The organism is Anabaena sp. CCY 0017, from assembly GCF_963920885.1.
Classification (GTDB): Bacteria; Cyanobacteriota; Cyanobacteriia; order Cyanobacteriales; family Nostocaceae; genus Nodularia.
Genome location: NZ_CAWUDG010000002.1, coordinates 196,543 through 223,111, shown reverse-complemented (window position 1 = coordinate 223,111; position 26,569 = coordinate 196,543). Strand labels below are relative to the sequence as shown.

Genomic DNA, 26,569 nt, shown 5'->3' with positions numbered 1-26,569 from the left:
TCCCCACTCAGCACTCATAATCGTCGGATTTGAATTTGATGCAGGCGTGGACCAACGGCTGAAACTACGGTAAATTCCAGATTTTCATAGCAGAAGGTTTCGTCTTTGACGGGTATTTTCTGTAATTGATACAGCACAAAACCTCCCAGGGTTTGGTATTCCTTTGTTAGAGGTAAATTGAGATGTAAGGCTTCGTTAAAGTCTTCGAGGTTAATTTGGGCTTGTACCAAAAATGTCTGGTTGTCTAACATCTCCACCAGCAAGTCGTCGAAGTTGTCAGGGTCGCCGGCGTTACCAATAATTTCAGCAATCACATCTTGGATGGTGACTAAGCCCACAGTCCCGCCAAACTCATTGACTACTATCACCATAGCGGGCTTCTCTTGCTGCATCATAGGTAATAATTCACTCAAGGGTGTTTGTTCCGGTACAAAGCGGGCGTGACGCATCCAAGGTTGGATGTTTGCTTCTAAGGTTAGTTTCCCCATTGCTAAGGGTTGTGCCAAATCTTTAAAGTAAACTATGCCGAGAATGTCATCTAAAGACTCTCCAATGATGGGATAGCGTGAATGACCAGTAGAGATCATTTCCTCAAGTAAGGTCTGGAAATTGGCATCTTTTGACAAGGCTGCAATGCTAGTCCGGGGAGTCATCACTTCTTGGGCGATGACATCCCCGAACTCAAAGACATTATTCAGCAATTCTCGTTCTGAAAGTTCTAAACCAGTAGATTCTCTTTCTGTGGAGATAATCAGTTGCAACTCCTCTGAAGTTACAGGCGATCGCCAACTTTGACCCGTGTATTCAATGCCAAAAAGCCGCAATAAAAACCGGGTTGATTGGTTGAGAATCCAGATGAAGGGATTAAAAAAACGGACAATCGCTTTGATCGAAGGCCCCAAAAATCTTGCCAGTTCTTCGGAGTACAACATCGCTAGTGATTTAGGACATAATTCACCTAAAACAATTTGCAGATAGGCGATAAGAAAAAAGGCGATGGGAATTGATAGGGAATGAGCGATCACATTACTCATCTCTAAAGGTAAAGGCCAGGATTTAAGCCATGACCTCACCAAGACGACAATGGAACTTTCACCAATCCATCCCAGCGCCAAACTAGAAAGGGTAATACCTAACTGAGTTGTAGATAATAATCTTTCGATACTACGTTGTAGTCCTTGAACAGCGATCGCCGGAATGTCACCAGCCTCAACGAGCTGATGGATACGCGATCGCCTGACCGTCACCATTGAAAACTCTGCCGTCACAAAAAAAGCATTGATCGCAATCAGCAATAGTGCTGATAACAATCTCAGTCCCACATCCGTCCAAATTAAGCTAGAAAAACCAGTCACCGCCAAAGATCGTGTAAAAATCACGCCCCCATTTTGGGATTAAATATCGGGTCTTAGGTCGCCAGAAAACTCTTCCCCACTCCCTATTTACCTTTCTACAGGCACATTTAACACCTCTAGCTTCAGTTTTTGAGCAGGATAATCTGTTAGAGACAGAGATATCTTATTTACATCATCCAATAAAGCCGTAGGAATAATCACTGTCCCTGAGACGGCTGGGCTATCGGGAGCTAACTCTGATGGTAAACCCTCGGTGCTGGCACTCAGTGTTCTTCCTTTGTCGTCACTAACATCCAAAAAACTATACAAAAAGCGCACAGAATCACTACCTTTATTCTGCATATTCACTCTCATCAGTAAATCACCACCAGAGTAACGAACAGATTGCACAGCAAAAGTCACGCCCTCACTTTCAGCAGTCACTGGAAATCCTGGTTGAAGTTTTTCTGCAACCACGGCGGGTTGTTCCTTGGGCTTTTGCCGACTGCTTCTAGTTTCCTCGTCATTTTCCTCTAGCTTTTCTGATTTAGCAGCCTTGGTTTTACCTTCGATGCGAGCCTTAACAATTTTCAGGATCTCATCTTCTTTCAATAGTGTCACCCCTAACTGTTGAGAGTTATTGGTCTTACTATTCGGAAATTTGGTAGTAGGGCGGCCATCTGGTGTTGTGACACCTTTGAGGGCTGAACTCCCCATCTCAAAACCTAAAAATGCACTGACAGAACCTGCACCCAGCATCAGAATTAACAACGTTAAAGTTAGAAGTACAGTTGAATTTATTTTCATCGCTGACAAGCTATTGCGGAAAAATCCTGCCCTATTCTAAGCCTATTGCACAAAAAATGTTGACTGCCGCCCCCATCTAAAAATACTTCACAGCAGTTTGCAGGTAGATGAGGTACAGATATTAATCCTAAAAGTCTTATCAGGGAGGGCAAGGACTGCTAGCATTAGTGTACCTCTCAAAAATTAAATATGCTGCATATAGCAAAGTGGTCATTCCAGTAGATAAACTATTGTGGAGTTTACACAAGTCATCAATTTAAGCTACAATAGAAACTCGACCAGGGTTGGCCGAGCGGTTGAGGCAGCAAACTCATAATTTGCCCAAGGCAGGTTCAACTCCTGCACCCTGGATTTTTTCAGTGCTAAGTAGAGACGCGATTCATCGCGTCTCCATAAGAATTTTTTAAGTGCTGAATAGTTAATTTCTCAGACTCCAAGTAAAACTTAAAAATTTTACCGTCTGGTCACATTTTCAAATCTAAACTCAGTCCCAACTCTCAGCTTGTTAGCATTAAAGCGAGGAGACATCAGCATAGATGTGTCATAAGGATTTGGTAAATCTGGTGTGCGAAGATAGGGATCATTGCTTACCTGCTGTTGGAGGACATCACGATATAGAATGTTAACCAACTCAGCATCACGGGCGATTTCATTTTCTGGGAAAGAATTACGCAAAATCGAACCAGTACCCACAAATGAGTCTATCTGACGCTTGGGGGTGCTATTTTCGTAGAAGTTGCGATCGTTTTGAAAAAAAGATCGCTCAAATGTATCATTTGTAGTTTCATAATTGGGTGTTTCCGTCTGAGCAACTACAACAGCAGGAAAAGCCACACCAGAAACTAGCAACACTAATAAACCACCAAAGGTTTTAAAATTAATACCCATATTCTGTACTCCTCAACTTTTGGGCAATCGTAACTTATGCTTAATTTCAGAACTCTGATTAGTTCAACCTTTGGTGTAACATAATTTTGCCTGTTTTGTAATGACGTATACTACTGAAACCTTTACCCAATCAGATAGTGCAGCTACTACTGACCTGACAACCCTGCACGACAAACTACTAAATTTATTTTGCCAACTCGCTTATCAAGAGGGTGATTTTGTCCTTTCTTCAGGACAAAGCAGTTCTTACTACATCAATGGTAAGCAAGTAACACTTCATCCCCAAGGTGCTTTAGCTATTGGTCGCATTCTCTTATCCCTGTTACCTACAGATACTCAAGCTGTAGCCGGTTTAACATTGGGTGCTGATCCCATTGTGTCAGCCGTGAGTGTGGTTTCTGCTTATGAAAATCGCCCCATACCAGCGCTGATTATTCGTAAAGAAGCCAAAGGTCATGGGACAAGGGCTTATATTGAAGGGCCAAATTTGCCAGAAGGTGCAAAAGTCATCGTTTTGGAAGATGTGGTGACAACTGGGAAATCAGCCATGAAAGCCGTTGAGCGTCTTCGGGACGCTGGTTATACGGTTGATACCGTAATTACACTTGTAGACCGATTACAAGGTGGCGCAGAGTTTTATCAGTCAGTGGGGTTGAACTTTCAGACGGTATTCACAATTGCTGACCTGCAAAAACGGTATCAAGAATTAGCTAATTAGTCAGGGGATGAGAGTCGCGCTGCGACTCTCCCTAGCAAAATTTTTAATTGCGTTCTTTAATATTTATATCTACTACTTGTAGGCGCATCTACAACACCATGACCAAATCCGCAGATGTCAGCACAAAACGTTTAATTTTGGGTTCGGTTAAACACTTATAATTAAAGTAGGTTGGGTAGAGGCTTTGCGAAACCCAACATCATCGACAGCGTTGGGTTTCACTCTCGTTCAACCCAACCTACATTGACTATTGCAACATTTTAGTAGGGTGTGTTAGCGGTAGCGTAACGCACCATTATTCCTGATAATTTAGCTTCTATATTCATCTGATAGATACTCTTCTTTCGGTATTTTTCCGATCAAAGGCTAGCCATTCTTCTTTGGTCAGGCGACGGACATTTTCTAATCGTTTAGTAGCCCAATCGTTATACTCAATATTTAGATCACATCCCATCCAATAACGATTAAGTTGTTCTGCAACTACAACAGTTGTTCCTGAACCTGAAAATGGATCAATAATCAAATCTCCTTCTTGAGAGGATGCTAATACAAATTTTCTGATTAATTCTTCTGGTTTTTGAGTTGGGTGGGGTGTTTTCTCATCCATTCCATTACAAGTAGTAGGAATTTCTATAACATCTTTAGGCTTTGCACCTTTTGGGTTAGGTGTCCAGTTATTGTGTTTCTTCTTTGTTCCTTTTCCGTAGGCGCTGGTTTGGGCTTGCGGGTGAGAGGGATATTTTAATGTGTGTGCGCCATAAGGAATTCGCACATCGTCAATGTTGAGTTTAACGGAATCAGATTTACGAAAATGAATGATGCTTTCATGGGAACGTCCCCAATCATTACCTAAGTTAGCTTTGTTTTTATAGTGCCAAATTAACCAACGGCAACTTTTAAAATACTTTGAGGCTGGATGTTTTAAATCAGCTAATATTTCCGAAAAACCACAAATATAAAGTGAGCCAGTGGGCTTAAGAATACGTGAAGCTTGGCTAATCCATTCAATTGACCACTCGATATATTTGTCTTGGTTTTCAAAGTTGTCCCACTCAGCTTTTTTAATGTTATAAGGTGGGTCAGCAAAAACTAGATCAATGCTTTCATCTGCAAGTGATTTCAGCCAATCTAGGGAATTACCTTGATAAAGTTTTCCGTGAGGATGTGTATATTGCAGTTGAAATCCCTGTGTTAAAGGTTGCAATTTTTTCTGATTGATTTATGGGATTTTGGCTTGCAGAAGAATGGAACAACGAACCGCCAAGACGCAAAGAACGCCAAGGAGAGGCACTTTGTCAGCTTGCTATTTTCATGATATGCGATCGCCGGAGGCGGGGCTTTGCCCATCGCGCATTTTATTAAAATAAATTAAGTAATAAAATCTGTATACAACAATCATAATGAATATTGAAAATGTTGAAAAAAAATGTACAGCCAATTTATCATATCGAAATTATGGTAAAATATAATTTTATATTCCAATAAACCATTAATTAAATGAGTGAATTATTGACTCGTATCACGCAAATTCCGGGTCAATGTGGGGGTCGTCCTTGCATTCGAGGTATGAGAATTAGAGTCAGTGACATTTTAGAAATGTTAGCGGAAAATGTCAGCGTTAGCGAAATTCTAGAGGACTTTCCTGATTTAGAACCAGAAGATATTCAAGCTTGTCTTGTGTTTGCTGCACGTCGCACTGATTTTGTCCGGTTGACAGCATGAAGATTTAGATTGATGCTCAGTTACTGGCAACATTTTGGTACTTTCATCATAGGTGATCGCGCATTTTTTCAAAGATAAGTTAAGTAATAAAACCTGTGTATAATAATCACAATTAACATTGAGAATGTTAGTTAAGAAAAGAGGTGATTTATTAACTTCATACCCATCAATAAAGATGTTTATGTTTAATAACTTATGTAAATCATGAATCTAATCAATCTAAAAAGCTGGTTTGTCCTGGAGTGATATAAGATTTATGGATTTTGGGCTTGTCAAATTCACATTCTGCAAGTTTACCCTTTTGCTGTCCGTCTCTTGCTCTAATAGGTCTTGCTATCAAACGAGTTTGTCTTATTTCTAGTAGCCCTGTAAAACAAAACCATGAAAGCATTTTGCTACTATAGTCTTTTGCAGTTTTTGGCTTTAGAATACCATATCTTTTGCGTACTAAATCTTTAAATTCGTCATCCCAAATATATTGATCAGGCAGAAGAGTTTCATAAATTTCTCGAATAATAATGTGATCCTCTATTTGGTCTGCTAGATATTCAGCAAGTTCATAATCCTGTAACGGCACTAAATTTTCTGGAGCAATGATTTTATTACTTTCTATATCTTTTTCTACTTGGAAAAAGTTTTGTAAATCCTGAATTGCATTAATAACTGTAAGTTCTACATTTTTAGTTTTTTCTATAAGTTCTACTATAGTTGTAGTAGGTTGAATGAGCCTAAAAACATTAAATAACGTTGAAATTCTTGTTCTAAATCTATACGTTATGGTGATTTTAGGTAAAGTTCCATCTATAATAAACTCCCTGAAAATATCCCAATATATTTTATAATTTTTTCCTGTTTCAATTATTAGTTTTGCTTTTACAAGTCTATTAATTACATCAGGATTAAATTTATCACATACTTCACTTTTGCTAACGGTAGATTGTATAGATTGTTTAGCAATAAATTCTAAACAATTATAATATTCTGGATTATTATTTACATATCTTTGAATATCAGCATCAAAGATTTTTTTAATATCAAATTTATTAATTAGATTTTTGTTTCCTGAAGATATTTGTCTTTGATCAATGTTTTGATTGTAAATATCACTACATAGCTTTTTGAGCAACCAAGGTAAATTCTGACAATTTTCATATAACCAGTTTTTTATTTTCTGGTCTAAGTCTTTACCATTTTGCTTTAGATATTCTGAAAATCTATCTAGTAATTTTAATGCATCCTGATTTGAAAAATCATCAAATTCAATTTTTTTACTAATTTTTTCTAATTCTTGCCAAGAATAATATCTAGGATCGTCCATTGGGATGTAAAGATCATTTCTCCAGGAAAATCCCAAAACTATATTTTCTTTTAAGCTATCAACTTCATATACTAATCTTTTAAAGATATCAAACAAAGGCGATAGATTTTCTTTCATTATTATTTCTTCAAATTGATCAAAGAAAAGAATTAATATTTTATTATTTTTCTTGAGATGATCAAATATTAATCTAATTGATTCAGTAGCAAAGAATTGTGGTTCAAGGTTAGTAGATATTTTATGATTTTGTATTTCAATAAATTTATTATCAATAGCTGTTTGCAATGCTTTAGTAATAATGCTAGGAATAAAAAGCGTTGACTGTGCAGGATCAACACTTGTAACATCAACATGATATATGTAGAAACTATTTTGATATTCCGGTGTATCTAAACAGTCTGATGCTAATTTTATAACTAAAGATGATTTTCCGATACCAGTTTTTCCTGAGAAGCAAAGAATTCTTAGTTTAGTTTTGTTATCTCTGACTTTTTTGACAAAATCCCAAAACTTATCCTGAGTATTATTCATTCCAAAAAAATCTTCTGGACGACAAGGACGATGATAATCATCAAAACTATCTGCTTCATTAATTTCTGAGATTGTTATATCAATATTTTCTAAAGGTGCATTATTTTGGAATATGTTTTCACCATCATTAACAACCGCAATATCAAGGCTAGACCAATAAAGACTATGTTGATAAAAATATTCTTTCCATTCATTTATAGATAAATTTTGATTTCTAATTGAGAAAATAATAGCTCTATTGATATCCCCATCTTGACCCATCTCATCCGCAATCCACCAAAAATCCTCTGCTTGAGTTAATAATAGAGTTAACTGTTTAATTTTTTTTGTATCTATGTTTAATTTTGTAAAATCAGGTAATGGAATATTTTGCAATTTGATAAACAAGTCTGCTAGTGTATCAGGTCCCCAAAATAATAGATTATATCTTTGATTTTTTGTCTTCTTTTCCTGCCTTTCCATAACAGCTTTTGCTTTTGGAGTCAGTTCTGAAGTTGAAATTAAATAAGCATATTCTACTCCTTCATCATCTGCTTGACCCATTAGCTGGTGTATTATATCAGGCGAAATATGTTTTTCGTGAAATTTACACTCTACCAATCCTGTTTTTCCAGTTAATAAATCCTTAACATATATATCAGTTTGCATTCCTTCAAATTCAATATTACTTATTGGTTCGCAACGTAGTTCAATAAATAAGGGTGCTATAATCTTTTCCCAAAACTTACCTTTTTTATCATTACTCCAGTGTTTAGGAACGACAACCTTTAATTTTTTATTAATATTTGATAGTGTATTCATTGCTTAACAGTTTGATAGCCTGATGATTTAGGTGGATATTTTAGTTAAAATATTAGTTAAAATTTCAGTTAAATTGTTGTTTAAGCTGTTCATAAATTTCCAGAGTGATTAGAGAGATACTATTCTCTTGAGCATAGGTTTCAATCTTTTTACGGGCAAAAGGACGGACAAAAAAAGGGATTTCCTTGAGTTTAGCTTCAGCGTCCGCAGTCCATTTAATTGATTCACTCATTGATTTTTAGGCTTTAATTTCAATATAAATATTTCGATTGTTCCAAATTTACCCTCAACATAAACATCGTTACCAGGTTAACCCCAGTAACGACATTTAACGAGAATTAACTTAACCTTGAGTTACAGGTTCCTTCGCCAAGAACTTCTCAAGTTCAGTCAACGCATCAGCATCAACTTTGGTTTGCATGGGGCAGAACTTAGGACCACACATGGAACAAAACTCAGCAGTTTTATAAATATCTGCTGGTAGAGTTTCGTCGTGATATTCCTTAGCTCTTTCGGGGTCTAAAGATAATTCAAACTGACGGTTCCAATCAAAGTTATAACGAGCTGCTGAGAGTTCATCATCTCTGTCTCTCGCACCTGGGCGATGTCTAGCAATATCCGCCGCATGAGCCGCTATTTTATAAGCAATCAAACCATTGCGGACATCTTCAGCATTGGGTAAGCCTAAATGTTCTTTAGGTGTAACATAACACAGCATTGCTGTACCGTACCACCCAGCCATTGCCGCCCCAATTGCCGAGGTAATGTGGTCATAACCAGGAGCAATATCTGTCACCAATGGTCCCAACACATAGAAAGGTGCTTCAGAACACTCTTCCATTTGCTTGCGGACATTGAACTCAATTTGATCCATTGGGACGTGTCCAGGTCCTTCTACCATCACCTGTACATCATGTTCCCAGGCTTTGCGGGTTAGCTGTCCGAGGGTTTTCAGTTCGGCTAATTGTGCAGCATCTGAGGCATCATGAGTACAGCCAGGACGCAGGGAATCACCCAAACTGAAAGAAACATCGTATCTTTTGAAAATCTCAATGATGTCGTTGTAATGGGTATACAGGGGGTTTTGTTTGTGGTGATGCAGCATCCACCGCGCCAAAATACCACCACCACGAGAGACAATACCAGTAATCCGGTCTCTGACTAACGGTAAATGTTCAATTAAAATCCCGGCGTGAATAGTTTGATAATCTACACCTTGTTGGGCGTGTTTTTCGATAATGTGCAGAAAGTCGTCGGCGGTGAGATTTTCAATTGTGCCGTGGACACTTTCTAAGGCTTGATAAACTGGTACAGTACCAATAGGAATAGATGAAGCATTAATAATAGCGGTGCGAATTTCATCTAAGTTACCGCCACCTGTGGATAAGTCCATCAGGGTATCAGCACCGTATTTAACGGCTAGGTTTAACTTATCCACTTCTTCTTGAAGATTAGAAGAGTTGGGAGAAGCGCCGATATTAGCATTAACTTTACATCTGGACGCGATGCCGATCGCCATCGGTTCTAAATTGGTGTGATTAATGTTAGCTGGGATAATCATCCGTCCCCGCGCTACTTCATCACGAATCAGGTCTACAGGCAGGTTTTCCCGCTTGGCTACGTAGTGCATTTCTTCGGTAATAACACCCTGACGCGCGTAGTGCATTTGAGTTACGTTACTCTGGCCACGACGTTTAGCAACCCATTCTGTCCGCATATTTGAATTCCTCAATAAACAGCTTCCCTCCGCTGGTATTAGCCAGACTCAGGTGTTAAGGGTGTGATCTCAGCCTGAAAATTCAGGCACCCCTAGCATGAATGAAATTGTACCATTTTAGTTATGAATACGGGTTGGGCTGTTGAGAGTTTCTGAGGTGAAAGTGACCTGAAATTGTTGCAGGTGCGTTGCGCTGCGTGACAACACACCCTACACTTCTTATGTCTTTAGATATTTATCAAGAATTTTTTCAAATTAAAATTGACTGATGAGCAATGACTAATAACTAATGGCTAACCATTACCGATATATTATTTTTTACAAACCCTATGGAGTTCTCAGCCAGTTTACGCAGGAAACACCGAAACATAGCACATTGAAAGACTATATCCCGGTTCGGGATGTTTATCCAGTGGGGCGGTTGGACTGGGATAGCGAAGGTTTATTACTCTTGACGAACGATGGACAGTTACAACATCGCCTCGCTCATCCTCGCTTTGGACATCAACGCACTTACTGGGTGCAGGTTGAGCGCATTCCTGATGTGGATGCAATTCACAAGTTACAAACAGGTGTGGAAATTCAAGATTATCGCACTCAACCCGCAGAAGTTCGGTTGTTGTTAGCAGCACCGCACTTACCTGAACGTAACCCGCCAATTAGATTTCGCAAAAATATTCCTACAGCTTGGTTAGAAATGACGCTGACTGAAGGCAAAAACCGTCAAGTGCGGCGAATGACTGCGGCTGTGGGATTTCCAACTTTGCGACTGGTGAGGGTGAGTATAGCCCATCTCAATCTCGATGGTTTAGAGTTGGGTGAGTGGCGCGACCTGATGCCGTCAGAACTGGAATTTTTGCACAATTTGCCTAAAAACTACAAAAACTCTGCTCAGGCTATGATTGCCAGGCGGAAATGATGCTAGTGATCTGTCAAGAAAAATTAGCTACCAATATCTGAAATATTAAGCTAATATGAGTCACAATTAATACTAACACCAACATTCATTGGTAAAACCACAATTAATTGTACTTCTACTCTAGGCAGGGACAGCCAATTGTGGCACTTTGGATATTAGTGACTAAAAGCAGCTTGGAAAGGGAATAAAGGAACTTCCATTATGCTGATTTGCCCTCAGTGTACATTTGAAAACCCCAACACAAATAAATATTGCCAAAGCTGTGGTGCGTCCCTGACTCACAAGGTTTGTCCTGAGTGCAGCACCGAAGTCCCGGTGAACGCACAACTTTGTCATAACTGTGGTGCGGAATGCGGAACAGTTTGGCAAGCAATTATTGGGAAAGAAGGGAATAATGTCTGGAAATTAAAAATGGAGGAGGAAACTGAAGAAACGACTGTAGGACAAGATAATCAAGGAATCTCAGTTACTCCCGCTATTTCTCTATTACAACTCACAGCAGGTTCTTATTTAGACAAAGAACAGCGTTATCAATTGTTAGAACCGCTATCAGCCAGAGAGAAAAATACGTCTCAGGCTGAAATGTGCGTGAAAGTGTTGGATTGTCAGCCATATCAAATATCGCCGATTGAGGCCATACTAGCTAATCAGCAACAGGGACTGGTGATGCCATCAGTTGAAATGAGTGAAATTTCTCGCCTTGCTAAAGCTTATATTGTCTTACAATCTCAAAGTCACCCAGGTATACCAACAATTCATGATGCCTGGCAACAATCTGATGTGCAGGTGCTATTAATTGAAGACCGTTCCAATTGGCAGTCTTTACTGGATTTATGGCAATCTGAGGAAACATCGGGGTTACAGATTTTACACTGCTTTTATCAGATGACCCAACTTTGGGATGTGTTGGGAACAGTGAATTGTCGTCAAAGTTTGTTGGATTTATCGAATCTCCGCTTAGATGAAGACCAAACACTAGCGCTACAGCAATTGTACCTGGAACCACTGAATGAGCCGCCCCAAACGGTATCCTCGGAAGAGGGTGAAGTTGAATCATTAACAACCTCAGAGAAACCTTTAACTATCCAAGCTTTGGGGAAAGTTTGGCAAGCACTATTTAGAGAATCCCAACGCACTCAATTTGGTTCTGTAATTCAGATTTTAGAAGATTTGGAATTATGTAACATTCAGACTATTGAGCAGTTGCGATCGCGTTTAGAAGAAATCGCCACTGAATTAGAACCACCCATCACCACAACTTCTGATCACATGGAAGAAAACAATACTGCCGCACCCACAATTTTGCAATCAGATGATGTAGACGATTTCTCTACTAAAGTTGATGATTTGCCCACTGTTGTGCTGTCAATGCAATTGAATAGTTTGGAAGATGCAGGACGCACTGATGTTGGCCGTCAACGTAATCATAATGAGGACTACTTTGGAATTGAAACCAAAATCAGCAAGTTGGACTTGCCCAAAAACCGAGTCTTACAAGCTCGTGGTTTGTATATTCTTTGCGATGGGATGGGTGGACACGCGGGAGGTGAGGTAGCCAGTGAATTGGCAGTTAAAACTCTCAGACAATACTTTGATGAACATTGGGTTGAGAAACAAATGCCCCTGGAAGCTATGCTCACAGAGGCGGTACATTTAGCTAATCAAGCAATTTATGAGGTAAATCAAGAAGAAGTCCGTTCTGGCACTAAGCGAATGGGTACTACCTTGGTTATGCTCTTAATTCAAGGTACTCAAGCCGCAGTCGCCCATGTAGGAGATAGTCGCCTTTACCGCCTGACACGCAAGCGGGGATTGGAACAAATCACAGTAGATCACGAAGTAGGTCAACGAGAAATTTCTAGAGGTGTGGAAGCTAGCATAGCCTATGCTCGTCCAGATGCTTACCAGCTAACTCAAGCCTTGGGACCTCGTGATCACAATTCAATTAATCCTGATGTCGAGTTTTTCGAGATTACTGAAGATTGCCTTTTTATCCTGGCATCGGATGGTTTAACAGATAATGATCTATTAGAAATTCATGCGGAGAATCAACTCATTCCCTTACTTAGTTCCGGCGCTAACTTGGAAAAGGGGGTGACGGAATTAATTGATTTAGCAAACCAACATAATGGGCATGACAATATTACTGCTATAGTTATCCGGGCCAAAGTGCGCCCCAATATGGATAGTTAAAAATAAGTGCTGAGTGCTGAGTGAGGAAAGTTCTGAGTGGGTAGGGGCGGGTTTAAGCAGTCAGTCTGTGGTTCTTCGCCAAAATCCTTAGTGAACCCGCCCGTACAGGAGTTCTGAATGGGTAGGGGCGGGTTTAAGCAGTCAGTCTGTGGTTTGTCAAAATCCTTAGTAAACCTGCCCGTACAAGAGTTCTGAATGGGTAGGGGCGGGTTTAAGCAGTCAGTCTGTGGTTCGCCAAAATCCTTAGTAAACCCGCCCGTACAGGATTTATCAGTGCTGAGTGCTGGGTGCTGAGTAGAAAACCAGTTACTATATTTTGATTACTTCCCCTTCCCTAATTCCCAATCCCTAATTGTTTAAGCTTATGCAGGTTGTATCGTGGTTATTCTGACTTTGTTAGAACCGCAAAAAAAAACGTCACTCAAGGAGTGGTGCTTTGAAAATTCCTCCGTGATTCGCATTGGTCGCGCGGGGGATAATGATGTGGTTTTATCTGATAGTTTGGTTTCGCGACACCATTTGGAATTGAGGCAAATTAATTCTGCCAAAAATACAAATGTTGCTTCTTGGCAGATGTTTAGTAAAGGTACTAATGGCACTTTTTTGGACGGTAAGCTTGTACTTCAGTGTCCTTTGCCGGATAATTCCTTACTACAACTGGCGCAGGGAGGGCCAATATTACAATTTCAATTGCAGAAGATACCTGATACTTTGGTGCTAAAGTCTGAAGGTGGCAACGCTCAAGCCAAAATTGAGACAAGTTCAGCCTACACCTGCAAACACGAAGGTAATTCACCAAATAATCTATTTTGTATTCATTGCGGTCAGCCTCTGTCTGTTCAACATAAAATTCGCCAATACCAGGTGCTGCAAACTCTGGGACAGGGAGGTATGGGTACTACTTATCTGGCTTGGGATGGAGCAAGTCTGACTGAAAAAAAACCACAATTGTTGGTTTTAAAGCAAATGAATGCTGACATGGCTAAAATTGCCAAAGCCCAAGAGTTATTTGAACGGGAGGCACATACCCTTAAATCCCTTGACCATTCGGGGATTCCTAAGTATTATGACTTTTTTGTGGTTGGTGGCAAAAAATACTTGGCCATGGAATTAGTTCATGGGCAAGATTTAGAAAAAAGAGTTTATGCCACTGGGCCAGTGACACCTAGCCAAGCGATCGCTTGGATGATTCAAACCTGCGAAATATTAGACTATCTCCATCGCCAAAAGCCACCACTGATCCACCGTGACATCAAACCCGCTAACCTGATGGTGCGAAATGCCAATAATCAGATAGTAGTATTGGATTTTGGGGCGGTGAAGGAGATTGGTACTACCCCTGGCACTCGGATTGGTGCGGAGGGTTACTGCGCCCCTGAACAAGAGCGAGGACAACCCTTAACGCAATCCGATTTATATGCCATTGGTCCGACGCTAATTTTTCTGCTCACTGGCGAAAATCCTTTCAAGTTTTATCGCCACCGGGGTCAAAGTTCCCGGTTTGATGTGGTCAAAATTCCCACAATTAGCCCTCAACTGAGAGAAATTATTGAATGCGTTACGCAGCAGTTGCCACGCGATCGCTACCAAAGTGCTAAAGAACTGGCTGGAGCATTAGCTGCTTGCAAAGTATAGGGATTGGGGAATAGGGAGTTGGATGTTGGGAGTGTTAGAAATAATGACTCCCAATGCTTTATGCCCTACTCTTCGTCCCAAGCTTCTACTTCTAGTAAATCGCCAATTGGATCTTGCATCTCAAAGCCAAACTCTTGCAGTTCCTGTTTCCAGTGCTGCCAGTCATTGCCATAGAGTAATGCGATTTTCCAAATGCTGTCAGTTGGTTTGATGATATTAGATTCGATGAGTGATTGCACGTTACGCTGCAATTTCACCATTGGGTGAATCACTTGCTGAGTCATAGCCTCGATTCAATTCAGATTATGTTTGGTAAATGCTTTATCAAAACTGCTTTCCGTTTTGCAATTTTCATCGATGCGTGGAGTATTGTAATTGGCAAAGCTAGTCTTAACCTCTTAACTATACCATAACAAACTCTACTAGTTGGTTGGGAAATTCGGTTTTGTACGGTAATCACCACTACAAAACTTATATCAGGCCAAGCCGTCATCGTGAATGCTATACGAGAAAGTTAGCCGTCCGAAAAATTACATGGATAAATTACTGGGGACGACCTGCAAATTTTTTTGTTTTATAGTCACCAGAATCTGTGTGATTTTTAAAAGACGATAGAACCTGGGGATTTTTGATGATTTTTGCGTAATGGTGCAAGACAATTGATTACGCATATTTAACCCTTATATAGACTATCGCAAACATCGAGAATTAAACAAACTTCTGCTCAATCTTTATACAAATTTAATATTTGTCCGTAAAATCCACAGCAGCTTACAGCTATTTTCAGGTAAATAGACCACGCGGTAGGGGTGCAAGTCCTTGCGCCCCTACGACAAATGTGGTTCAAAGACATGAAAACTGCTGTATCTGTAAACCCGCCCCTACTTGGTTTCTACTCAGCACTCAGCACTCAGCATTCGGTGATTACACCCAAGAAAAACCTACTCAAGGCGAAAATTAAAGGGTAAACGAGTGTAAATTCCGTAAGGATCGTTCATCTTTTGCAGAATCAGCATTTCCTGTTGCAGTTTCTGGAATTCCGTAATCAAAGGATTAGTCGGTTGAACAGACACTCCCGCTATCTCTAAAATAGTGGTGATTTCTTGAACCGCCCGTCCAAAAAACCGTTCTTCCAAGCTACTGACTCTGGGATATTCTTGCAATTGCCAATCGTTATCCAGTTTAGCTTCCTGGGCAGCATAATTAATAGCTGCATTCAGACCGCCTATTTCATCTACTAAACCGATTTCTTTCGCCCCCATCCCTGACCAAACTCTTCCCTGGGCAATTTCTGCTACCTTTTGTGCTGGTAATTTGCGACCTTGAACAACTTTATCGAGGAATAGACTATAAATCCGGTTAACGCTGCGCTGATAAATTTCTAACTCTTGGGGTGATTTCGGGCGTGTCACGGTTTGATTATCGGCATAACGTGCAGTTTTTACCGTATCCCAGGTAATACCATTATCATTCGCTAGTTTTTGCCCATTAAACAGCACTCCAAACACGCCAATAGAACCTGTAATTGTAGTTGGTTCGGCAAAAATGCGGCTGGAATCGCTCGCAATCCAGTAACCACCAGAGGCGGCGATATCACCCATTGAGACTACAACCGGTTTGACTTTGCGAGTTAATTGTACTTCTCGCTGCATTACCTCGGATGCCGTAGCGCTGCCGCCGGGACTATTAATTCGCAAGACAACTGCTTTGATATCATTATCTTGGCGGATTTGATTCAAAATTCTCGCAAAGCGATCGCCTCCGACTTGCTCATCTTCCCCTTGCCCATCGACAATCTCGCCTTCAGCATAAACTACAGCAATTTTATTTTGGGAGTTGCGTTCTACACCCAAGGCTTTATCGGGAACTTCAGCGTAGTTTCGGAGATTAATTTGCCGGAAAGTCCGATCTGTTTCTTTGCTGGCTGTCAATTTTTTGAGGTCAGTAACTACCTCATCCATATATGCTACTTGATCTACCAAACCACTGGCTTTAGCTTCGCTGGCTGTCAGGATTGCTTGAGTATCTGCGATCGCTTGCAACTTTTGAGGGGTAATTTTACGATTAGAACCGACTGTAGTCCGCCAATCGCCCCAAACATCGTCAAGTAATTTTTGAATTTGTTGGCGGTTTTCTGGACTTAATTCGTTCAGGATAAATGGTTCGATTCCGCCTTTAAATTTGCCCACCCGCACTACCTGAACACCAAGCCCGAACTTTTCTAAAGCCCCAGCCAGAAACATCGGTTGGCTACTCAAACCTTTAACTTCCATCAAGCCGATAGGATTCAGGATGATTGTATCCGCCACCGAACTCAGGTAATAGTCCCGTTCACTTAAACCCATTCCATAGGCGACAACCTTTTTTCCCGATTCGCGGAACTTCTCCAACGCCTGGCGAATTTCTGTTAGGGAAGCAAAGCCCGTGTTACCGGATGTAGTTGTACCTCTTGCGTCTAAATATATCCCGACAATACGCGGATCAAGCCTGGCTTTTTCCAAGGTATCGAGAACGCTACGAAGGGTCATCCTGGGGGCTTCGGCTCCTGATAAGGCTCGTTGTAGCAATTCTCCAGAACCAGGCGCTCTATCGGTAATAGTCATTGACAAGTCAAAAACCACGACTGACTTATCTGTGACTTGGGGAGTAGTATCTCTGGAGGAGGAAACTGCAAATAACAGTAATAATATTCCTGTTGTGCTGATACCGAAGAAAATGAACAGTCCTAGTACAGTACCGATTAAACTGGCAAAGGTTTGTTTGAAAAAATTACGCATTTTAGTTATTTAACATAATCATAATCGTCAAAAAGCCCCAAATTTGCACCCATCGGGGAGTGTGGGAGGAATCACGAAACAATTTATTGTATTCTTTGTAAACTTTGTGAGTTTTGCAAGTTATTTAATGTCTTGTTGCCAGTACAAAATAATACTGTGGTAATTTCAGCAAATAATACCTTAACTAAATCATACAATGCTGTTTCTGATTCCACTGCGGCTTGGAGGAAAGGCATAGCTAAACCGGCAATATCTGCTCCTAGAGCGATCGCTTTAGCTACATCTAAGCCATTACGCAGTCCTCCCGAAGCAATTAAGGGGACATGAGGTGCGATCGCGCGAATACTGGTAATACAGTCTGCCGTTGGTAAGCCCCAATCCGCAAAAGTCTTACCTAAGCGCCTTTGCAAGGCATTTTCCGCCCGTTCACTTTCCACTTTTGCCCAAGAAGTACCACCCGCACCGGCCACATCAATAGCCGTCACTCCAGCAGCTAAGAGTTTTTCTGTGATTGTTGCAGAAATACCATTACCCACTTCCTTGGCAATTACTGGCACTGTCAACTTACTGCACAATAAATTAATTTTGTCAAGCAATCCTCGAAAGTTAGTATCACCACTAGGCTGAATACACTCTTGCAGTGGGTTAATATGTAAAATCAGGGCATCAGCCTCTAAAATATCAATAATCTTGAGACATTCATCCAAGCCATACTTGTAATTCAGTTGTACTGCGCCCAAATTGGCAAATAGCAAAACATCGGGCGCGTACTTGCGGATAGCAAAGGTATCAGCCACTTGAGGTTTTTCCACAGCTACCCGTTGGGAACCAACACCCATAGCAATTTTATAGTGTTGAGCTACTGTTGCCAGACGCTGGTTAATGATTGCAGCTTGTTCTGTTCCTCCCGTCATAGAAGAGATTAACAGAGGTGCTGCGAGGTCTTTCCCCAGGAAAGTTGTACTAAGATCAATATCGTCGTAGTTTAGTTCTGGTAAGCAGCAGTGGTTAAAGCGATAGCGTTCCAGTCCACTGCTGAGTTGACGAAATTGAACATCTTCTTCCAAACAGATCCGGATATGATCTGCTTTGCGTGACTGGATTTGTTCTGAGTTGTGGGTAGAGGCGTTCACTGGTAAATCTAACTTAAAGCAGTTGTTTTCACTATTGTTACAGTTATCGGATTTTTATGGTCTGATTTCCTTCTTTCCTTTGTGTACTTTGTGCCTTTCTCCCAAAGGGAGACGCTAACGCGAAAGCGGTTCGTTATGAGAAAGACGCTGGAAATATAGACGCGATGAATCTATGAATCTATGAATAGACGCGATGAATCGCGTCTCTACAAATGGGAAGGATTCTGTTGGGCTAATTTCCCCCCTGCATTTCTTCAACTTTAAACATACTAATTAATACTCCTGCTAGAGGAATTGAGAGAAAAATACCTACTAAACCCGCCACTCTTGCACCTACTAATAAAGCAAAGAACATGAAGACAGGATTCATATTGATTGAGCCTTGCATAATGCGCGGCATAAGTAGATTTTCTTCGATTTGCTGAAGGACAACGCAACCGATTAAGACTTTCACACTCAGCCAAATTCCTTGAGGTAAAACAATCAGAGAAACTAGGGTAATTCCAATTGTAGCCCCAATGCCAGGAATTAAATCAAATACTCCGGCGATCGCTGCTAAAAATAAGGCATAAGGTAGTTGCAGAAAAACAAATACAACAAATATTGAAACACCAAAAAATAAAGATAATAATAAACGACCCCAAAAGAAGCCTAAAAAGTTTTGTTGGACGGCTAGGGTAAACTTATGACGAACATTTCGTGGTAAAATTTTGATCATGAAATTCCAAACTCTTTGACCATCCAACAACATAAAAAAAGCTACAACAGCAATCAAAATTAAATCGACTAAATTAGTTAATAAAACTTGAAACGTTGACCAGCCCGTGCCAATACCTACTAGAATTTGATTGCGTAACTCCTCTTCAACTGCTTTTAAATCTATATTAAAATTGAATCTAGTTAGGATTTTTTGTAAAGATTCTAATATAGAAATTACATAATCAATAAATTGAGGCGCTTGTTCAATTATTTGTTGAAATTGAGATAATATCGCAAAGCCCAGGGTTGCTATCAACCCACCCAAAATCACCAGACTCAGTAAAAAAACTATAATAACCGCAATACCATGTGGTAAAAAGCGTTCAGACCACTTAACTGGATAACTCAGTAAAAATGCGAGAATACCAGCAAACATAAAAATAACAATTACTGTAGAAAAATAAGCCATAACTTGAACAATTGCCCAACCAATAGCTAATAGTAATACATAGCGTAATAGCTTTGTATGATTTAATTGATCCCAAAATCTTTTGACACTTGGCTCATTCATAAATTAGACAAATTTTATCTGATACTAATCAGGAATAATTATCGATACCTGCCGAAAAAATTGTCTTAAATAATTAAAGATAATTTCATTTATCTACGGTAACGTTTTTTCGGTTTAGATGACTGTTTTACGCAATAAATTAAAAACACGGTGTCCTGGGGCTGGCTTTACCTCCCAAATCCTGTCTAGTGCTGTTTGAATTTGGGTAAATACTCCAGTCGCACCAAATAGTAAAAAGCAATATTCAGCAGAATTTGCCAGGTTTGTTCTCCAGGATCGACTTTCAAATTGGCAATAGCTGTAGAGATTAATTGCGCCCCCTCCTCACCAAACAGTTTACTCAACTGAGAACTCAACTCGTCTTGAACCGCAGCTTCCCCAAAAATTGTCCCCACAATCATAATCACTAGTACCATCAGTGGCGCTAGGAAAAACACTGTGTAATATGCTAGTGATGAAGCTAATAAAGAGACTTCGTTAACTTGCCACTCCGAAGCAATTTCTCTAAATAATCGCCGAATTTTCTGCAAAGTCACCATGTCCAATAATTTTTGAATCAAGAAATAGGCATAAAAGGCAATTTATTTTTGCTATTTTTGATCTGAAACTGCTAAGACATCACTAAATTTCAATGTGTAAATATCTGTCGGCATATCAATTTGTGCTGCTTCTAATGCCTCTTTAATTGCTTGAGCCATTAAAGAAGTTGTTTCTAAGAATGTTAATCGCCGAGAATTTACCCAACACCGCACTTCAATATTAACTGTACTAGCAGCTAATTCGCGGACTAAGACATCTGGTTTTGGTTCTTTTTCAATTCCTGGCACTTCCAAAACAGCATCATTTATAACTTTTTTAGCCTTGGCAATATTTGCATTATAATTAATACCAACTATAATGGTATTGCGGCGAATCGTTGTGGCTGTATTATTAATAATGATGGCACTAAAAACTTCTTGATTAGGGATATAAACCACACGCCCATCGTAAGTTTTTAAAGTTGTAGCTCGCAGTTGAATTTGGGTAACAGTACCTTCAAATTCTTTAATAACTATCTGGTCTCCTAAATGAAATGAACGAGATACCAGTAAAATAATACCAGAAAAATAGTTACTTAAAATGTCTTTAAGACTAAAACCTATGGCTACACTGGTTAATCCCAAAGTTCCCAGTAATGTGGCAAAGTCTAACCCTAAAACTCCCAAAGCTACAATTGAACCTATTACCCAAATAAAGCCATATACTAAACGACTAACTAATATTTTCGAGTTGCGATCTACTTCCCAATGTTGCGCCCCAGTCAGGGTGAGATGGCGCATAATAGCTGCTATTATTCCTGTCATAATTACTACTAATAGCATTCCTAAAACAGAGGGGAGGTTATCGATGGTTTCTCGCTGAAATGTTCTCAGGGTTGATAATAATCTTTGCCCCACATCAATTGCTAGTGGAGGTTGGTCAAATGCTCGATTTAACTGATTTGCCCACCATTGTCCTAATGCTTCCACTTCTAAGTTAAAATCTTCGGCATCTTGTTGGGTGACAGTCATCAAAACCCGGTTATTCAGTTGTAATGTGGCGATACCACGCTGGGAATCTGTGACTACAGAAACTTGTTTGTCAGTTGGGGAACGGACTAAAATGCTAGCAATGCGGCGATTGATAATCTGCGCCCGTTGTGTAGCAGTGAGTTCTCCCAAGCTACCAATTTGAAACACAGGCCGTCCTCTAACGAGGATGTCAGCAAAAAATAGTCCAGTTGTGGGAGTGTCTTCGGTTTCAGAGGATGGGGATGTTACAGGTATAGGGGAAACCTCCTGTGAGATGGCTTTTTGTGTAGGTACAATTAGCACACTCAAGAGGAAGATTACAGCTAGAAATTGGCGGGAGTAATATCTGCTATTAACTTTTGGAATGAAACTCACCATCATTGTTAAGAGAGTAATTTTGTCACTAAAAGAGATTCCCCACTTTTAAGAAGTATAACTGAGCGATCGCCAGTTCTCATTGTTCAAAAAATCAGTGGAATTTGTTTGATTTATATCATAATATTCAGTGCGATCGCTTGACCCTCAGTATTGATTTATAACAATTACTAAATATCTCTCTTCAGGATGATATAAACTTACTACTATAGATATAGCCATCCTAAATAAGTTACGAAAACAAAGATCCCCGACTTCTTCAAGAAGTCGGGGATCTGAGCCTCTTTTTATATTGCCATAATTTCCTATATACTGATAAATATTTTATAATAAATGTGTCTATCGCCACCCAGCTATGAACCAGATATGTTGTCTCAATCCAGAGTGTGATAACCCGCCAGTTCACGAAGATACGAAATTTTGCCCCAGTTGCAGCAATCTCAATTTAAACCTCCGCATACCTTTGCGTTAAAAAGGATTATCAATCTTTAGTCCAGTAATTCCTTGAAAATCATTAACATTTCTTGTAATTAAAACTGCATCTTGATGTATTGCTGTAGCAGCGATAATTGCATCAGGAAGCTTAATTTTGTATAGTCGTTTTAATTTAATTGTTTGATCTTCAATATCTCTTAACAGTGGAACTGACTTAAACTGAGATAGTAAATCTTCAATCGACTGCTGTTCATCTGCTGATAAACCCGCAAAACTCAGTAATTCCATACGGATAATTGGTGAAATAAGGACTTCGTGCAAATGCAGAAATTTTTCTGTAAATAATGAACTAACTGTTAACTCATCAGCCAGATAGTAAATAAAAATATTCGTATCATAAATATATCTCATTCGTCCCATTCCTGACGCAGAGTATCTAAATGAGCCAGCATAGCTGCTTTTTTATGCTTTAAAATGCCTTGGGATTGAGTAATTTTTTCATAGTCCTGGTCAACTGCTTCCCCAAATTGAGAAACTGGTGTATTTTTAAGCGAAGTTTCCAAATTGCTTAAACCAGAATCATTTTCATCATCTATGAACAAAACAATTACTTTGACACGGCTATGTTTGTGAGCCATTAAGGGGGTATCTAAACAAAGTTGACCGTTTTGGTCAACACTTCCCATTATTTCTTGGGCTATCATTTTTGTTTCCCTTATTAATCACAGAATAAAAAGACTTATTTTAACAGTATATCATTTGTCGAGGGGCAATTATTTAATATATATTTCTAAAGGATGAAATTAATTTACTACTCTAGATAGTGGCAGAAGCAATTTAAAATAGATAATCTAGATAAATGGAAACCAGAATTCACCACATTAATTCTTGGCAGCGCGTACTGAGGATTGCTGAACTCAATCTGGATTTTCTCAAAATTACTAACCGAATTAACAGATCCTCGCACGACAAATATGAAAGTACACGAACTCCTGAAAAGCTATAATGCAGGCGTTAGAGATTTTACTGGCGTTAATCTCAGCGAGGCGGATTTAAGAGAATCTGACCTCAGTGGCGCAATTTTAGATAGAGCTATTTTAGATGGCGCTAAACTGAATTATGCTAATTTAGTCCAAACCAGTTTGATTGAAGCTGACCTGAATGGAGCCGATTTGAGTAATGCTAATCTGACTGAAAGCAAGTTAGTTGGTGCTATTTTAGATGGTGCTATTTTAGATGGTGCTGATTTGAGTCAGGCTAATTTGGAACTTGCCAAGCTGATTGAAACTGATTTAAGTGCGGCCGATTTGCAGGAAGCAAATTTACAAGCAGCAAATTTAGATGGCGCAGACCTAAGTGGAGCCGATTTAAGTGTAGCTGATTTGACTCATGCAAATCTTTCTGAAGCTGATTTGCACGCGGCTAATTTGAATGGTGCTAATTTAGAGAATGCGGATGTAGGCGGAACAATTTTAGATTAGGAATAGGGAAGAACCTCACCCCCAGCCCCTCTCCTTATCAAGGAGAGGGGGGATTTTAATGCGACTCCAGGGCGGGTGTTTTAGGATGATGGTGGGTGACGCTGTAGCTTTAGCGTAGCCATACCCTACATTTTTATAGTTTTTCCATGACTTCAAATCCAGCATTGTGTAACGCGATCGCCTATCATATTTCTACCAGTCCTCAAGGGCGAATTACTTTCGCTGAATTTATGGATCTGGCTTTATATCACCCTGAACACGGTTACTATTCTAGCCATGCTGTGAAAATTGGATTTGAGGGTAGTGATTTTTTTACTTCGCCTCATCTTGGTGCTGATTTTGGCGAGTTACTGGCGGAACAATTTTGGCAGATGTGGGAGATTTTAGCCCGTCCTGTACCGTTTTCTTTGGTGGAAATGGGAGCCGGTCAAGGTCTGCTGGCTATGCATATCCTCAATTACTCTCAGCTAAATCATCCAGATTTTTTTGCGGCGCTGGATTATGTGATTGTGGAAAAGTCGCCAGGATTTCAGCAAGAACAGCAGCAACGTTTGCAAAATTTTTCTGTGCGTTGGTGCAGTTTAGCAGATATCCCTTCTGACTCGATAACTGGCTGCTTTTTTTCTAATGAATTGGTGGATGCTTTGCCTGTACATCAGTTTATTTTAGCAGATGGGGAAATGCACGAAGTTTATGTGACAACCGGGAAAGATGAGTCTGAGCCGGTATTTGTGGAAGTTACGGGAAAACTTTCTACACCTGAACTGCAAAAATATCTGGATTTAGTAGAGATTGATTTAACGGCTCGTGGTTATGAAGATGGCTATCGCAGTGAAATTAGTTTGGCGGCTGGTGACTGGTTGAGTATTGTAGCAGACCGCTTGCATCGGGGGTATGTGTTAACTATTGATTATGGCTACCCGGCTGATCGTTATTATAATCCCAGGCGTTCCCAAGGAAGTTTACAGTGCTACTACAATCATCGCCACCACGATAACCCTTATATCAACGTCGGGATGCAAGATATTACCGCCCATGTTGATTTTACAGCTTTGGAACGCTGGGGCGATCGCTTCAAGTTAAAAAAAATCGGCTTTATCCAGCAAGGGTTATTTTTAATGGCTTTGGGTTTAGGCGAGCGTCTTTCCGCCATTTCTCAGCAAGAATTACCCCTCTCACAACTGCTGCAACGACGCGAAGCATTACACCAACTGATAGACCCTACGGAATTAGGTAACTTTGGCGTGTTAGTTCAAAGCAAAGGACTCCAGCAGACAGAAATAACTCAACCGCTCAAAGGGCTAACAGTGCCAGGTTAAACTTGAGAAAAGTTAAAACAGTCTTTAACAATGCTATCTGATGGTGATATAGATTAGCATGACATTGACTACTGTGCAGATAAAGATAACAGGAAAGTATTAATTATGACGGCTCATGAACTTTTTTTATTAATAACATTACTTAGCCCCGGCATCTTGCTATCCGTAATCATTATGGTGACATTCGCCGCAGGTGGCTGATTTTTAGTCAGTTATCAGTAAACAGTGAACAGTTATCACTGGACAAAGATAATTGTTCAGTAAACGTACAATCAAACATATAGCGGTATGCACTTGAATGAAGTACATCATAGCCCCCTCCTCGTTGGGCTACCGTGTACACACAAGTCTTATCAAGTTGCCTAAGAGCGTTTCGATCCCCCCTAACCCCCCTTGATAAGGGGGGAACTAGAATCAAAGTCCCCCTTTTTCTACGCCGAAGGCGCATCCCCGAAGGGGTTTAGGGGGATTTAGGGGGATCAGATCACTTGTGTGTACACCGTAGCCTCGTTGGGGGGGAGGGGGTTGGGGGTGGGGTTCTTGTATCTCACTCACTCAACCGATAACTGCTATAGGACTAGCTACACCTGTACTAAAGGAACGTGAAAAATGAAGGTGGCATTTCTGGGAACTGGACTCATGGGATTACCGATGGCTCAAAGGTTGTTAGCAGCCAACATCGAGCTAGTGGCCTACAATCGCACCCCAGAAAAATTAGCCCCATTACAGGCAGCTGGTGCGGAAATTGCCGTACATCCCCGTCAAGCAATTCGGGCGGCTGATTGCATTATTCTCATGCTGACTAACGCCGCCGCAATTTATCATGTTCTGCTTTCTGATACTTCTTGGAGAACACTAGAAGGGCGGACTGTGATTCAGATGGGAACTATTACTCCCACAGAAAGCCAAGAAATTAGAGATGCCGTAATTGGTGGTGGTGGCGAGTATATAGAAGCTCCCGTATTAGGTAGTATTCCCGAAGCAAAGGCTGGCAAGCTAATTGTGATGGTAGGTGCTGAACCAGAACAATATCAACGCCATTTAAAACTACTGCAAAATTTCGGTTCAGAACCATTACTTATAGGTTCAGTAGGTGCTGCGGCTGGGGTAAAATTGGCACTAAATCAACTCATTGCTTCCCTAACCACTAGCTTTGCGCTGAGTTTAGCTTTTGTTGAGCGTCAAGGTATTGACATAGATTTATTTATGCAAATCCTGCGCGAAAGTTCACTTTATGCGCCTACTTTCGACAAAAAATTTCGGCGGATGTTAGATGGCAATTATACCAACCCCAATTTCCCCACAAAACACTTACTCAAAGATACAGATTTGTTTATCTCAGAAGCCAAATCACTGGGTTTGGATCTCGGCAGTATTGAAGCTGTGCGCCAACTTGTGCAAACAGCCGTAAAAATGTCATTTGCTAATGATGACTACTCATCAATATTTTCTGCCATTAATCAATGGGGAGAAGGAGTTGGGGAGTAGAAGAGGCAGGGGTGCAGGGGGCAGGGAGCAGGGGAGCAGGGAGCAGGGGAGTAGGGAGCAGGGGAGTAGGGAGCAGGGAGCAGGGAGGGAGAAAGTTTTTCTCAATACCCAGTCCCAATTCCTAGTACAGCACGGCGTAAATCAACCACCCATTCCAC

24 protein-coding genes, 1 tRNA gene and 1 riboswitch are annotated in these 26,569 nt (G+C 40.3%); of the genes, 10 read left to right on the top strand and 15 right to left on the bottom strand.

The genetic code is table 11. The features are described 5' to 3' along the window. Window positions 1-14: 14 nt before the first annotated feature. Together ACM0OW_RS03225 and ACM0OW_RS03220 are read right to left on the bottom strand one after the other, a co-directional pair. On the bottom strand, window positions 15-1,379 hold the full coding sequence (locus ACM0OW_RS03225; protein ID WP_414548595.1) for a hemolysin family protein: 1,365 nt from the start codon (window positions 1,377-1,379) through the stop codon (window positions 15-17). A gap of 63 nt (window positions 1,380-1,442) precedes the next feature. Then, complete coding sequence (locus ACM0OW_RS03220; protein ID WP_414548594.1) at window positions 1,443-2,141, bottom strand: hypothetical protein; 699 nt, start codon at window positions 2,139-2,141, stop codon at window positions 1,443-1,445. Between the two features lie 278 nt (window positions 2,142-2,419). Here ACM0OW_RS03220 and ACM0OW_RS03215 point away from each other — a divergent pair. Continuing rightward, window positions 2,420-2,492 (top strand) — tRNA-Ile (locus tag ACM0OW_RS03215). A gap of 102 nt (window positions 2,493-2,594) precedes the next feature. On the opposite strand, the gene ACM0OW_RS03210 is transcribed toward ACM0OW_RS03215, so the two are convergent. Next, window positions 2,595-3,029, bottom strand: coding sequence for a hypothetical protein (locus tag ACM0OW_RS03210; RefSeq protein WP_414548593.1), 435 nt, complete (start codon window positions 3,027-3,029; stop codon window positions 2,595-2,597). A 100-nt stretch (window positions 3,030-3,129) separates the two neighbouring features. Between ACM0OW_RS03210 and pyrE the strand changes: the two genes are divergently transcribed. Continuing rightward, a complete protein-coding gene (gene pyrE, locus ACM0OW_RS03205; protein WP_414548592.1) occupies window positions 3,130-3,747 on the top strand; it encodes an orotate phosphoribosyltransferase in 618 nt (205 codons plus the stop codon). A gap of 322 nt (window positions 3,748-4,069) precedes the next feature. On the opposite strand, the gene ACM0OW_RS03200 is transcribed toward pyrE, so the two are convergent. Continuing rightward, window positions 4,070-4,951 (bottom strand): DNA-methyltransferase, encoded by an 882-nt coding sequence (locus ACM0OW_RS03200; RefSeq protein ID WP_414548591.1) that lies wholly within the window; start codon window positions 4,949-4,951, stop codon window positions 4,070-4,072. Window positions 4,952-4,968: 17 nt separating this feature from the next. Here ACM0OW_RS03200 and ACM0OW_RS03195 point away from each other — a divergent pair, with 17 nt between their 5' ends. Both ACM0OW_RS03195 and ACM0OW_RS03190 read left to right on the top strand, forming a co-directional pair. Beyond that, on the top strand, window positions 4,969-5,109 hold the full coding sequence (locus tag ACM0OW_RS03195) for a hypothetical protein (RefSeq protein ID WP_414548590.1): 141 nt from the start codon (window positions 4,969-4,971) through the stop codon (window positions 5,107-5,109). 135 nt (window positions 5,110-5,244) lie between these two features. Continuing rightward, complete coding sequence (locus tag ACM0OW_RS03190; protein WP_414548589.1) at window positions 5,245-5,469, top strand: DUF433 domain-containing protein; 225 nt, start codon at window positions 5,245-5,247, stop codon at window positions 5,467-5,469. Window positions 5,470-5,683: 214 nt separating this feature from the next. On the opposite strand, the gene ACM0OW_RS03185 is transcribed toward ACM0OW_RS03190, so the two are convergent. The 3 genes from ACM0OW_RS03185 to thiC all read right to left on the bottom strand — a co-directional run bounded on the left by ACM0OW_RS03185 (window position 5,684) and on the right by thiC (window position 9,836). Continuing rightward, complete coding sequence (locus ACM0OW_RS03185; protein WP_414548588.1) at window positions 5,684-8,119, bottom strand: restriction endonuclease; 2,436 nt, start codon at window positions 8,117-8,119, stop codon at window positions 5,684-5,686. 64 nt (window positions 8,120-8,183) lie between these two features. Continuing rightward, window positions 8,184-8,351 carry a PCP reductase family protein gene (locus ACM0OW_RS03180; RefSeq protein WP_414548587.1) on the bottom strand — a complete coding sequence of 56 codons (168 nt, stop codon included), beginning with the start codon at window positions 8,349-8,351 and terminating at the stop codon, window positions 8,184-8,186. Window positions 8,352-8,462: 111 nt separating this feature from the next. Continuing rightward, a complete protein-coding gene (thiC, locus tag ACM0OW_RS03175) occupies window positions 8,463-9,836 on the bottom strand; it encodes a phosphomethylpyrimidine synthase (protein WP_272051986.1) in 1,374 nt (457 codons plus the stop codon). A 7-nt stretch (window positions 9,837-9,843) separates the two neighbouring features. Then, window positions 9,844-9,940: riboswitch (TPP riboswitch) on the bottom strand. 185 nt (window positions 9,941-10,125) lie between these two features. Between thiC and ACM0OW_RS03170 the strand changes: the two genes are divergently transcribed. The 3 genes from ACM0OW_RS03170 to ACM0OW_RS03160 all read left to right on the top strand — a co-directional run bounded on the left by ACM0OW_RS03170 (window position 10,126) and on the right by ACM0OW_RS03160 (window position 14,583). Beyond that, window positions 10,126-10,755, top strand: coding sequence for an rRNA large subunit pseudouridine synthase E (locus tag ACM0OW_RS03170; RefSeq protein WP_414548586.1), 630 nt, complete (start codon window positions 10,126-10,128; stop codon window positions 10,753-10,755). A gap of 201 nt (window positions 10,756-10,956) precedes the next feature. After that, window positions 10,957-12,948: a serine/threonine phosphatase gene (locus ACM0OW_RS03165; RefSeq protein ID WP_414548585.1), complete on the top strand. Its 1,992-nt coding sequence runs from the start codon at window positions 10,957-10,959 to the stop codon at window positions 12,946-12,948. Between the two features lie 378 nt (window positions 12,949-13,326). After that, window positions 13,327-14,583, top strand: a complete 1,257-nt coding sequence (locus ACM0OW_RS03160) for a protein kinase domain-containing protein (protein WP_414548584.1) — start codon at window positions 13,327-13,329, stop codon at window positions 14,581-14,583. A gap of 65 nt (window positions 14,584-14,648) precedes the next feature. On the opposite strand, the gene ACM0OW_RS03155 is transcribed toward ACM0OW_RS03160, so the two are convergent. From ACM0OW_RS03155 to ACM0OW_RS03120, 8 genes are all read right to left on the bottom strand, one after another. Beyond that, the gene (locus tag ACM0OW_RS03155; RefSeq protein ID WP_414548583.1) at window positions 14,649-14,867 is read right to left on the bottom strand and encodes a DUF4327 family protein; all 219 of its coding nucleotides are present in this window, start codon (window positions 14,865-14,867) and stop codon (window positions 14,649-14,651) included. A gap of 657 nt (window positions 14,868-15,524) precedes the next feature. Continuing rightward, window positions 15,525-17,360: a signal peptide peptidase SppA gene (gene sppA, locus ACM0OW_RS03150; protein WP_414548582.1), complete on the bottom strand. Its 1,836-nt coding sequence runs from the start codon at window positions 17,358-17,360 to the stop codon at window positions 15,525-15,527. An 83-nt stretch (window positions 17,361-17,443) separates the two neighbouring features. Continuing rightward, complete coding sequence (gene fni, locus ACM0OW_RS03145; RefSeq protein ID WP_414548581.1) at window positions 17,444-18,493, bottom strand: type 2 isopentenyl-diphosphate Delta-isomerase; 1,050 nt, start codon at window positions 18,491-18,493, stop codon at window positions 17,444-17,446. A 232-nt stretch (window positions 18,494-18,725) separates the two neighbouring features. Next, window positions 18,726-19,763, bottom strand: coding sequence for an AI-2E family transporter (locus ACM0OW_RS03140; RefSeq protein ID WP_414548580.1), 1,038 nt, complete (start codon window positions 19,761-19,763; stop codon window positions 18,726-18,728). A gap of 185 nt (window positions 19,764-19,948) precedes the next feature. Further along, window positions 19,949-20,302, bottom strand: a complete 354-nt coding sequence (locus ACM0OW_RS03135) for a YhjD/YihY/BrkB family envelope integrity protein (RefSeq protein ID WP_414548579.1) — start codon at window positions 20,300-20,302, stop codon at window positions 19,949-19,951. Window positions 20,303-20,353: 51 nt separating this feature from the next. Next, window positions 20,354-21,694 (bottom strand): mechanosensitive ion channel family protein, encoded by a 1,341-nt coding sequence (locus tag ACM0OW_RS03130; protein ID WP_414548578.1) that lies wholly within the window; start codon window positions 21,692-21,694, stop codon window positions 20,354-20,356. Between the two features lie 462 nt (window positions 21,695-22,156). After that, window positions 22,157-22,534 carry a type II toxin-antitoxin system VapC family toxin gene (locus tag ACM0OW_RS03125; protein ID WP_414548577.1) on the bottom strand — a complete coding sequence of 126 codons (378 nt, stop codon included), beginning with the start codon at window positions 22,532-22,534 and terminating at the stop codon, window positions 22,157-22,159. Beyond that, window positions 22,531-22,827 carry a hypothetical protein gene (locus ACM0OW_RS03120; protein WP_414548576.1) on the bottom strand — a complete coding sequence of 99 codons (297 nt, stop codon included), beginning with the start codon at window positions 22,825-22,827 and terminating at the stop codon, window positions 22,531-22,533. Before ACM0OW_RS03120 ends, ACM0OW_RS03125 begins: the two co-directional genes overlap by 4 nt. Before the next feature lie 270 nt (window positions 22,828-23,097). Between ACM0OW_RS03120 and ACM0OW_RS03115 the strand changes: the two genes are divergently transcribed. The 3 genes from ACM0OW_RS03115 (at window position 23,098) to ACM0OW_RS03105 (ending at window position 26,411) form a co-directional block, all read left to right on the top strand. Continuing rightward, entirely contained in the window at window positions 23,098-23,604 is a 507-nt protein-coding gene (locus ACM0OW_RS03115) for a pentapeptide repeat-containing protein (RefSeq protein WP_414548575.1), read from the top strand. Between the two features lie 146 nt (window positions 23,605-23,750). After that, a complete protein-coding gene (locus tag ACM0OW_RS03110) occupies window positions 23,751-24,923 on the top strand; it encodes a class I SAM-dependent methyltransferase (RefSeq protein WP_414548574.1) in 1,173 nt (390 codons plus the stop codon). Between the two features lie 609 nt (window positions 24,924-25,532). Next, window positions 25,533-26,411: an NAD(P)-dependent oxidoreductase gene (locus ACM0OW_RS03105; RefSeq protein WP_414548573.1), complete on the top strand. Its 879-nt coding sequence runs from the start codon at window positions 25,533-25,535 to the stop codon at window positions 26,409-26,411. The last annotated feature ends 158 nt before the right edge of the window (window positions 26,412-26,569 follow it).

What these genes read in the sequence shown, in the direction of transcription:
- ACM0OW_RS03195 (WP_414548590.1), top strand. Translation starts at nt 4,969, where the DNA reads ATGGGATTTTGGCTTGCAGAAGAATGGAACAACGAACCGCCAAGACGC.
- sppA (WP_414548582.1), bottom strand. Translation starts at nt 17,360, where the DNA reads ATGCGTAATTTTTTCAAACAAACCTTTGCCAGTTTAATCGGTACTGTA.
- ACM0OW_RS03130 (WP_414548578.1), bottom strand. Translation starts at nt 21,694, where the DNA reads ATGATGGTGAGTTTCATTCCAAAAGTTAATAGCAGATATTACTCCCGC.
- ACM0OW_RS03220 (WP_414548594.1), bottom strand. Translation starts at nt 2,141, where the DNA reads ATGAAAATAAATTCAACTGTACTTCTAACTTTAACGTTGTTAATTCTG.
- ACM0OW_RS03190 (WP_414548589.1), top strand. Translation starts at nt 5,245, where the DNA reads ATGAGTGAATTATTGACTCGTATCACGCAAATTCCGGGTCAATGTGGG.
- thiC (WP_272051986.1), bottom strand. Translation starts at nt 9,836, where the DNA reads ATGCGGACAGAATGGGTTGCTAAACGTCGTGGCCAGAGTAACGTAACT.
- ACM0OW_RS03110 (WP_414548574.1), top strand. Translation starts at nt 23,751, where the DNA reads ATGACTTCAAATCCAGCATTGTGTAACGCGATCGCCTATCATATTTCT.
- ACM0OW_RS03155 (WP_414548583.1), bottom strand. Translation starts at nt 14,867, where the DNA reads ATGACTCAGCAAGTGATTCACCCAATGGTGAAATTGCAGCGTAACGTG.
- ACM0OW_RS03140 (WP_414548580.1), bottom strand. Translation starts at nt 19,763, where the DNA reads ATGAATGAGCCAAGTGTCAAAAGATTTTGGGATCAATTAAATCATACA.
- ACM0OW_RS03210 (WP_414548593.1), bottom strand. Translation starts at nt 3,029, where the DNA reads ATGGGTATTAATTTTAAAACCTTTGGTGGTTTATTAGTGTTGCTAGTT.
- ACM0OW_RS03180 (WP_414548587.1), bottom strand. Translation starts at nt 8,351, where the DNA reads ATGAGTGAATCAATTAAATGGACTGCGGACGCTGAAGCTAAACTCAAG.
- ACM0OW_RS03135 (WP_414548579.1), bottom strand. Translation starts at nt 20,302, where the DNA reads ATGGTGACTTTGCAGAAAATTCGGCGATTATTTAGAGAAATTGCTTCG.
- ACM0OW_RS03185 (WP_414548588.1), bottom strand. Translation starts at nt 8,119, where the DNA reads ATGAATACACTATCAAATATTAATAAAAAATTAAAGGTTGTCGTTCCT.
- ACM0OW_RS03120 (WP_414548576.1), bottom strand. Translation starts at nt 22,827, where the DNA reads ATGATAGCCCAAGAAATAATGGGAAGTGTTGACCAAAACGGTCAACTT.
- ACM0OW_RS03105 (WP_414548573.1), top strand. Translation starts at nt 25,533, where the DNA reads ATGAAGGTGGCATTTCTGGGAACTGGACTCATGGGATTACCGATGGCT.
- pyrE (WP_414548592.1), top strand. Translation starts at nt 3,130, where the DNA reads ATGACGTATACTACTGAAACCTTTACCCAATCAGATAGTGCAGCTACT.
- ACM0OW_RS03170 (WP_414548586.1), top strand. Translation starts at nt 10,126, where the DNA reads ATGGCTAACCATTACCGATATATTATTTTTTACAAACCCTATGGAGTT.
- ACM0OW_RS03125 (WP_414548577.1), bottom strand. Translation starts at nt 22,534, where the DNA reads ATGAGATATATTTATGATACGAATATTTTTATTTACTATCTGGCTGAT.
- ACM0OW_RS03165 (WP_414548585.1), top strand. Translation starts at nt 10,957, where the DNA reads ATGCTGATTTGCCCTCAGTGTACATTTGAAAACCCCAACACAAATAAA.
- ACM0OW_RS03115 (WP_414548575.1), top strand. Translation starts at nt 23,098, where the DNA reads ATGAAAGTACACGAACTCCTGAAAAGCTATAATGCAGGCGTTAGAGAT.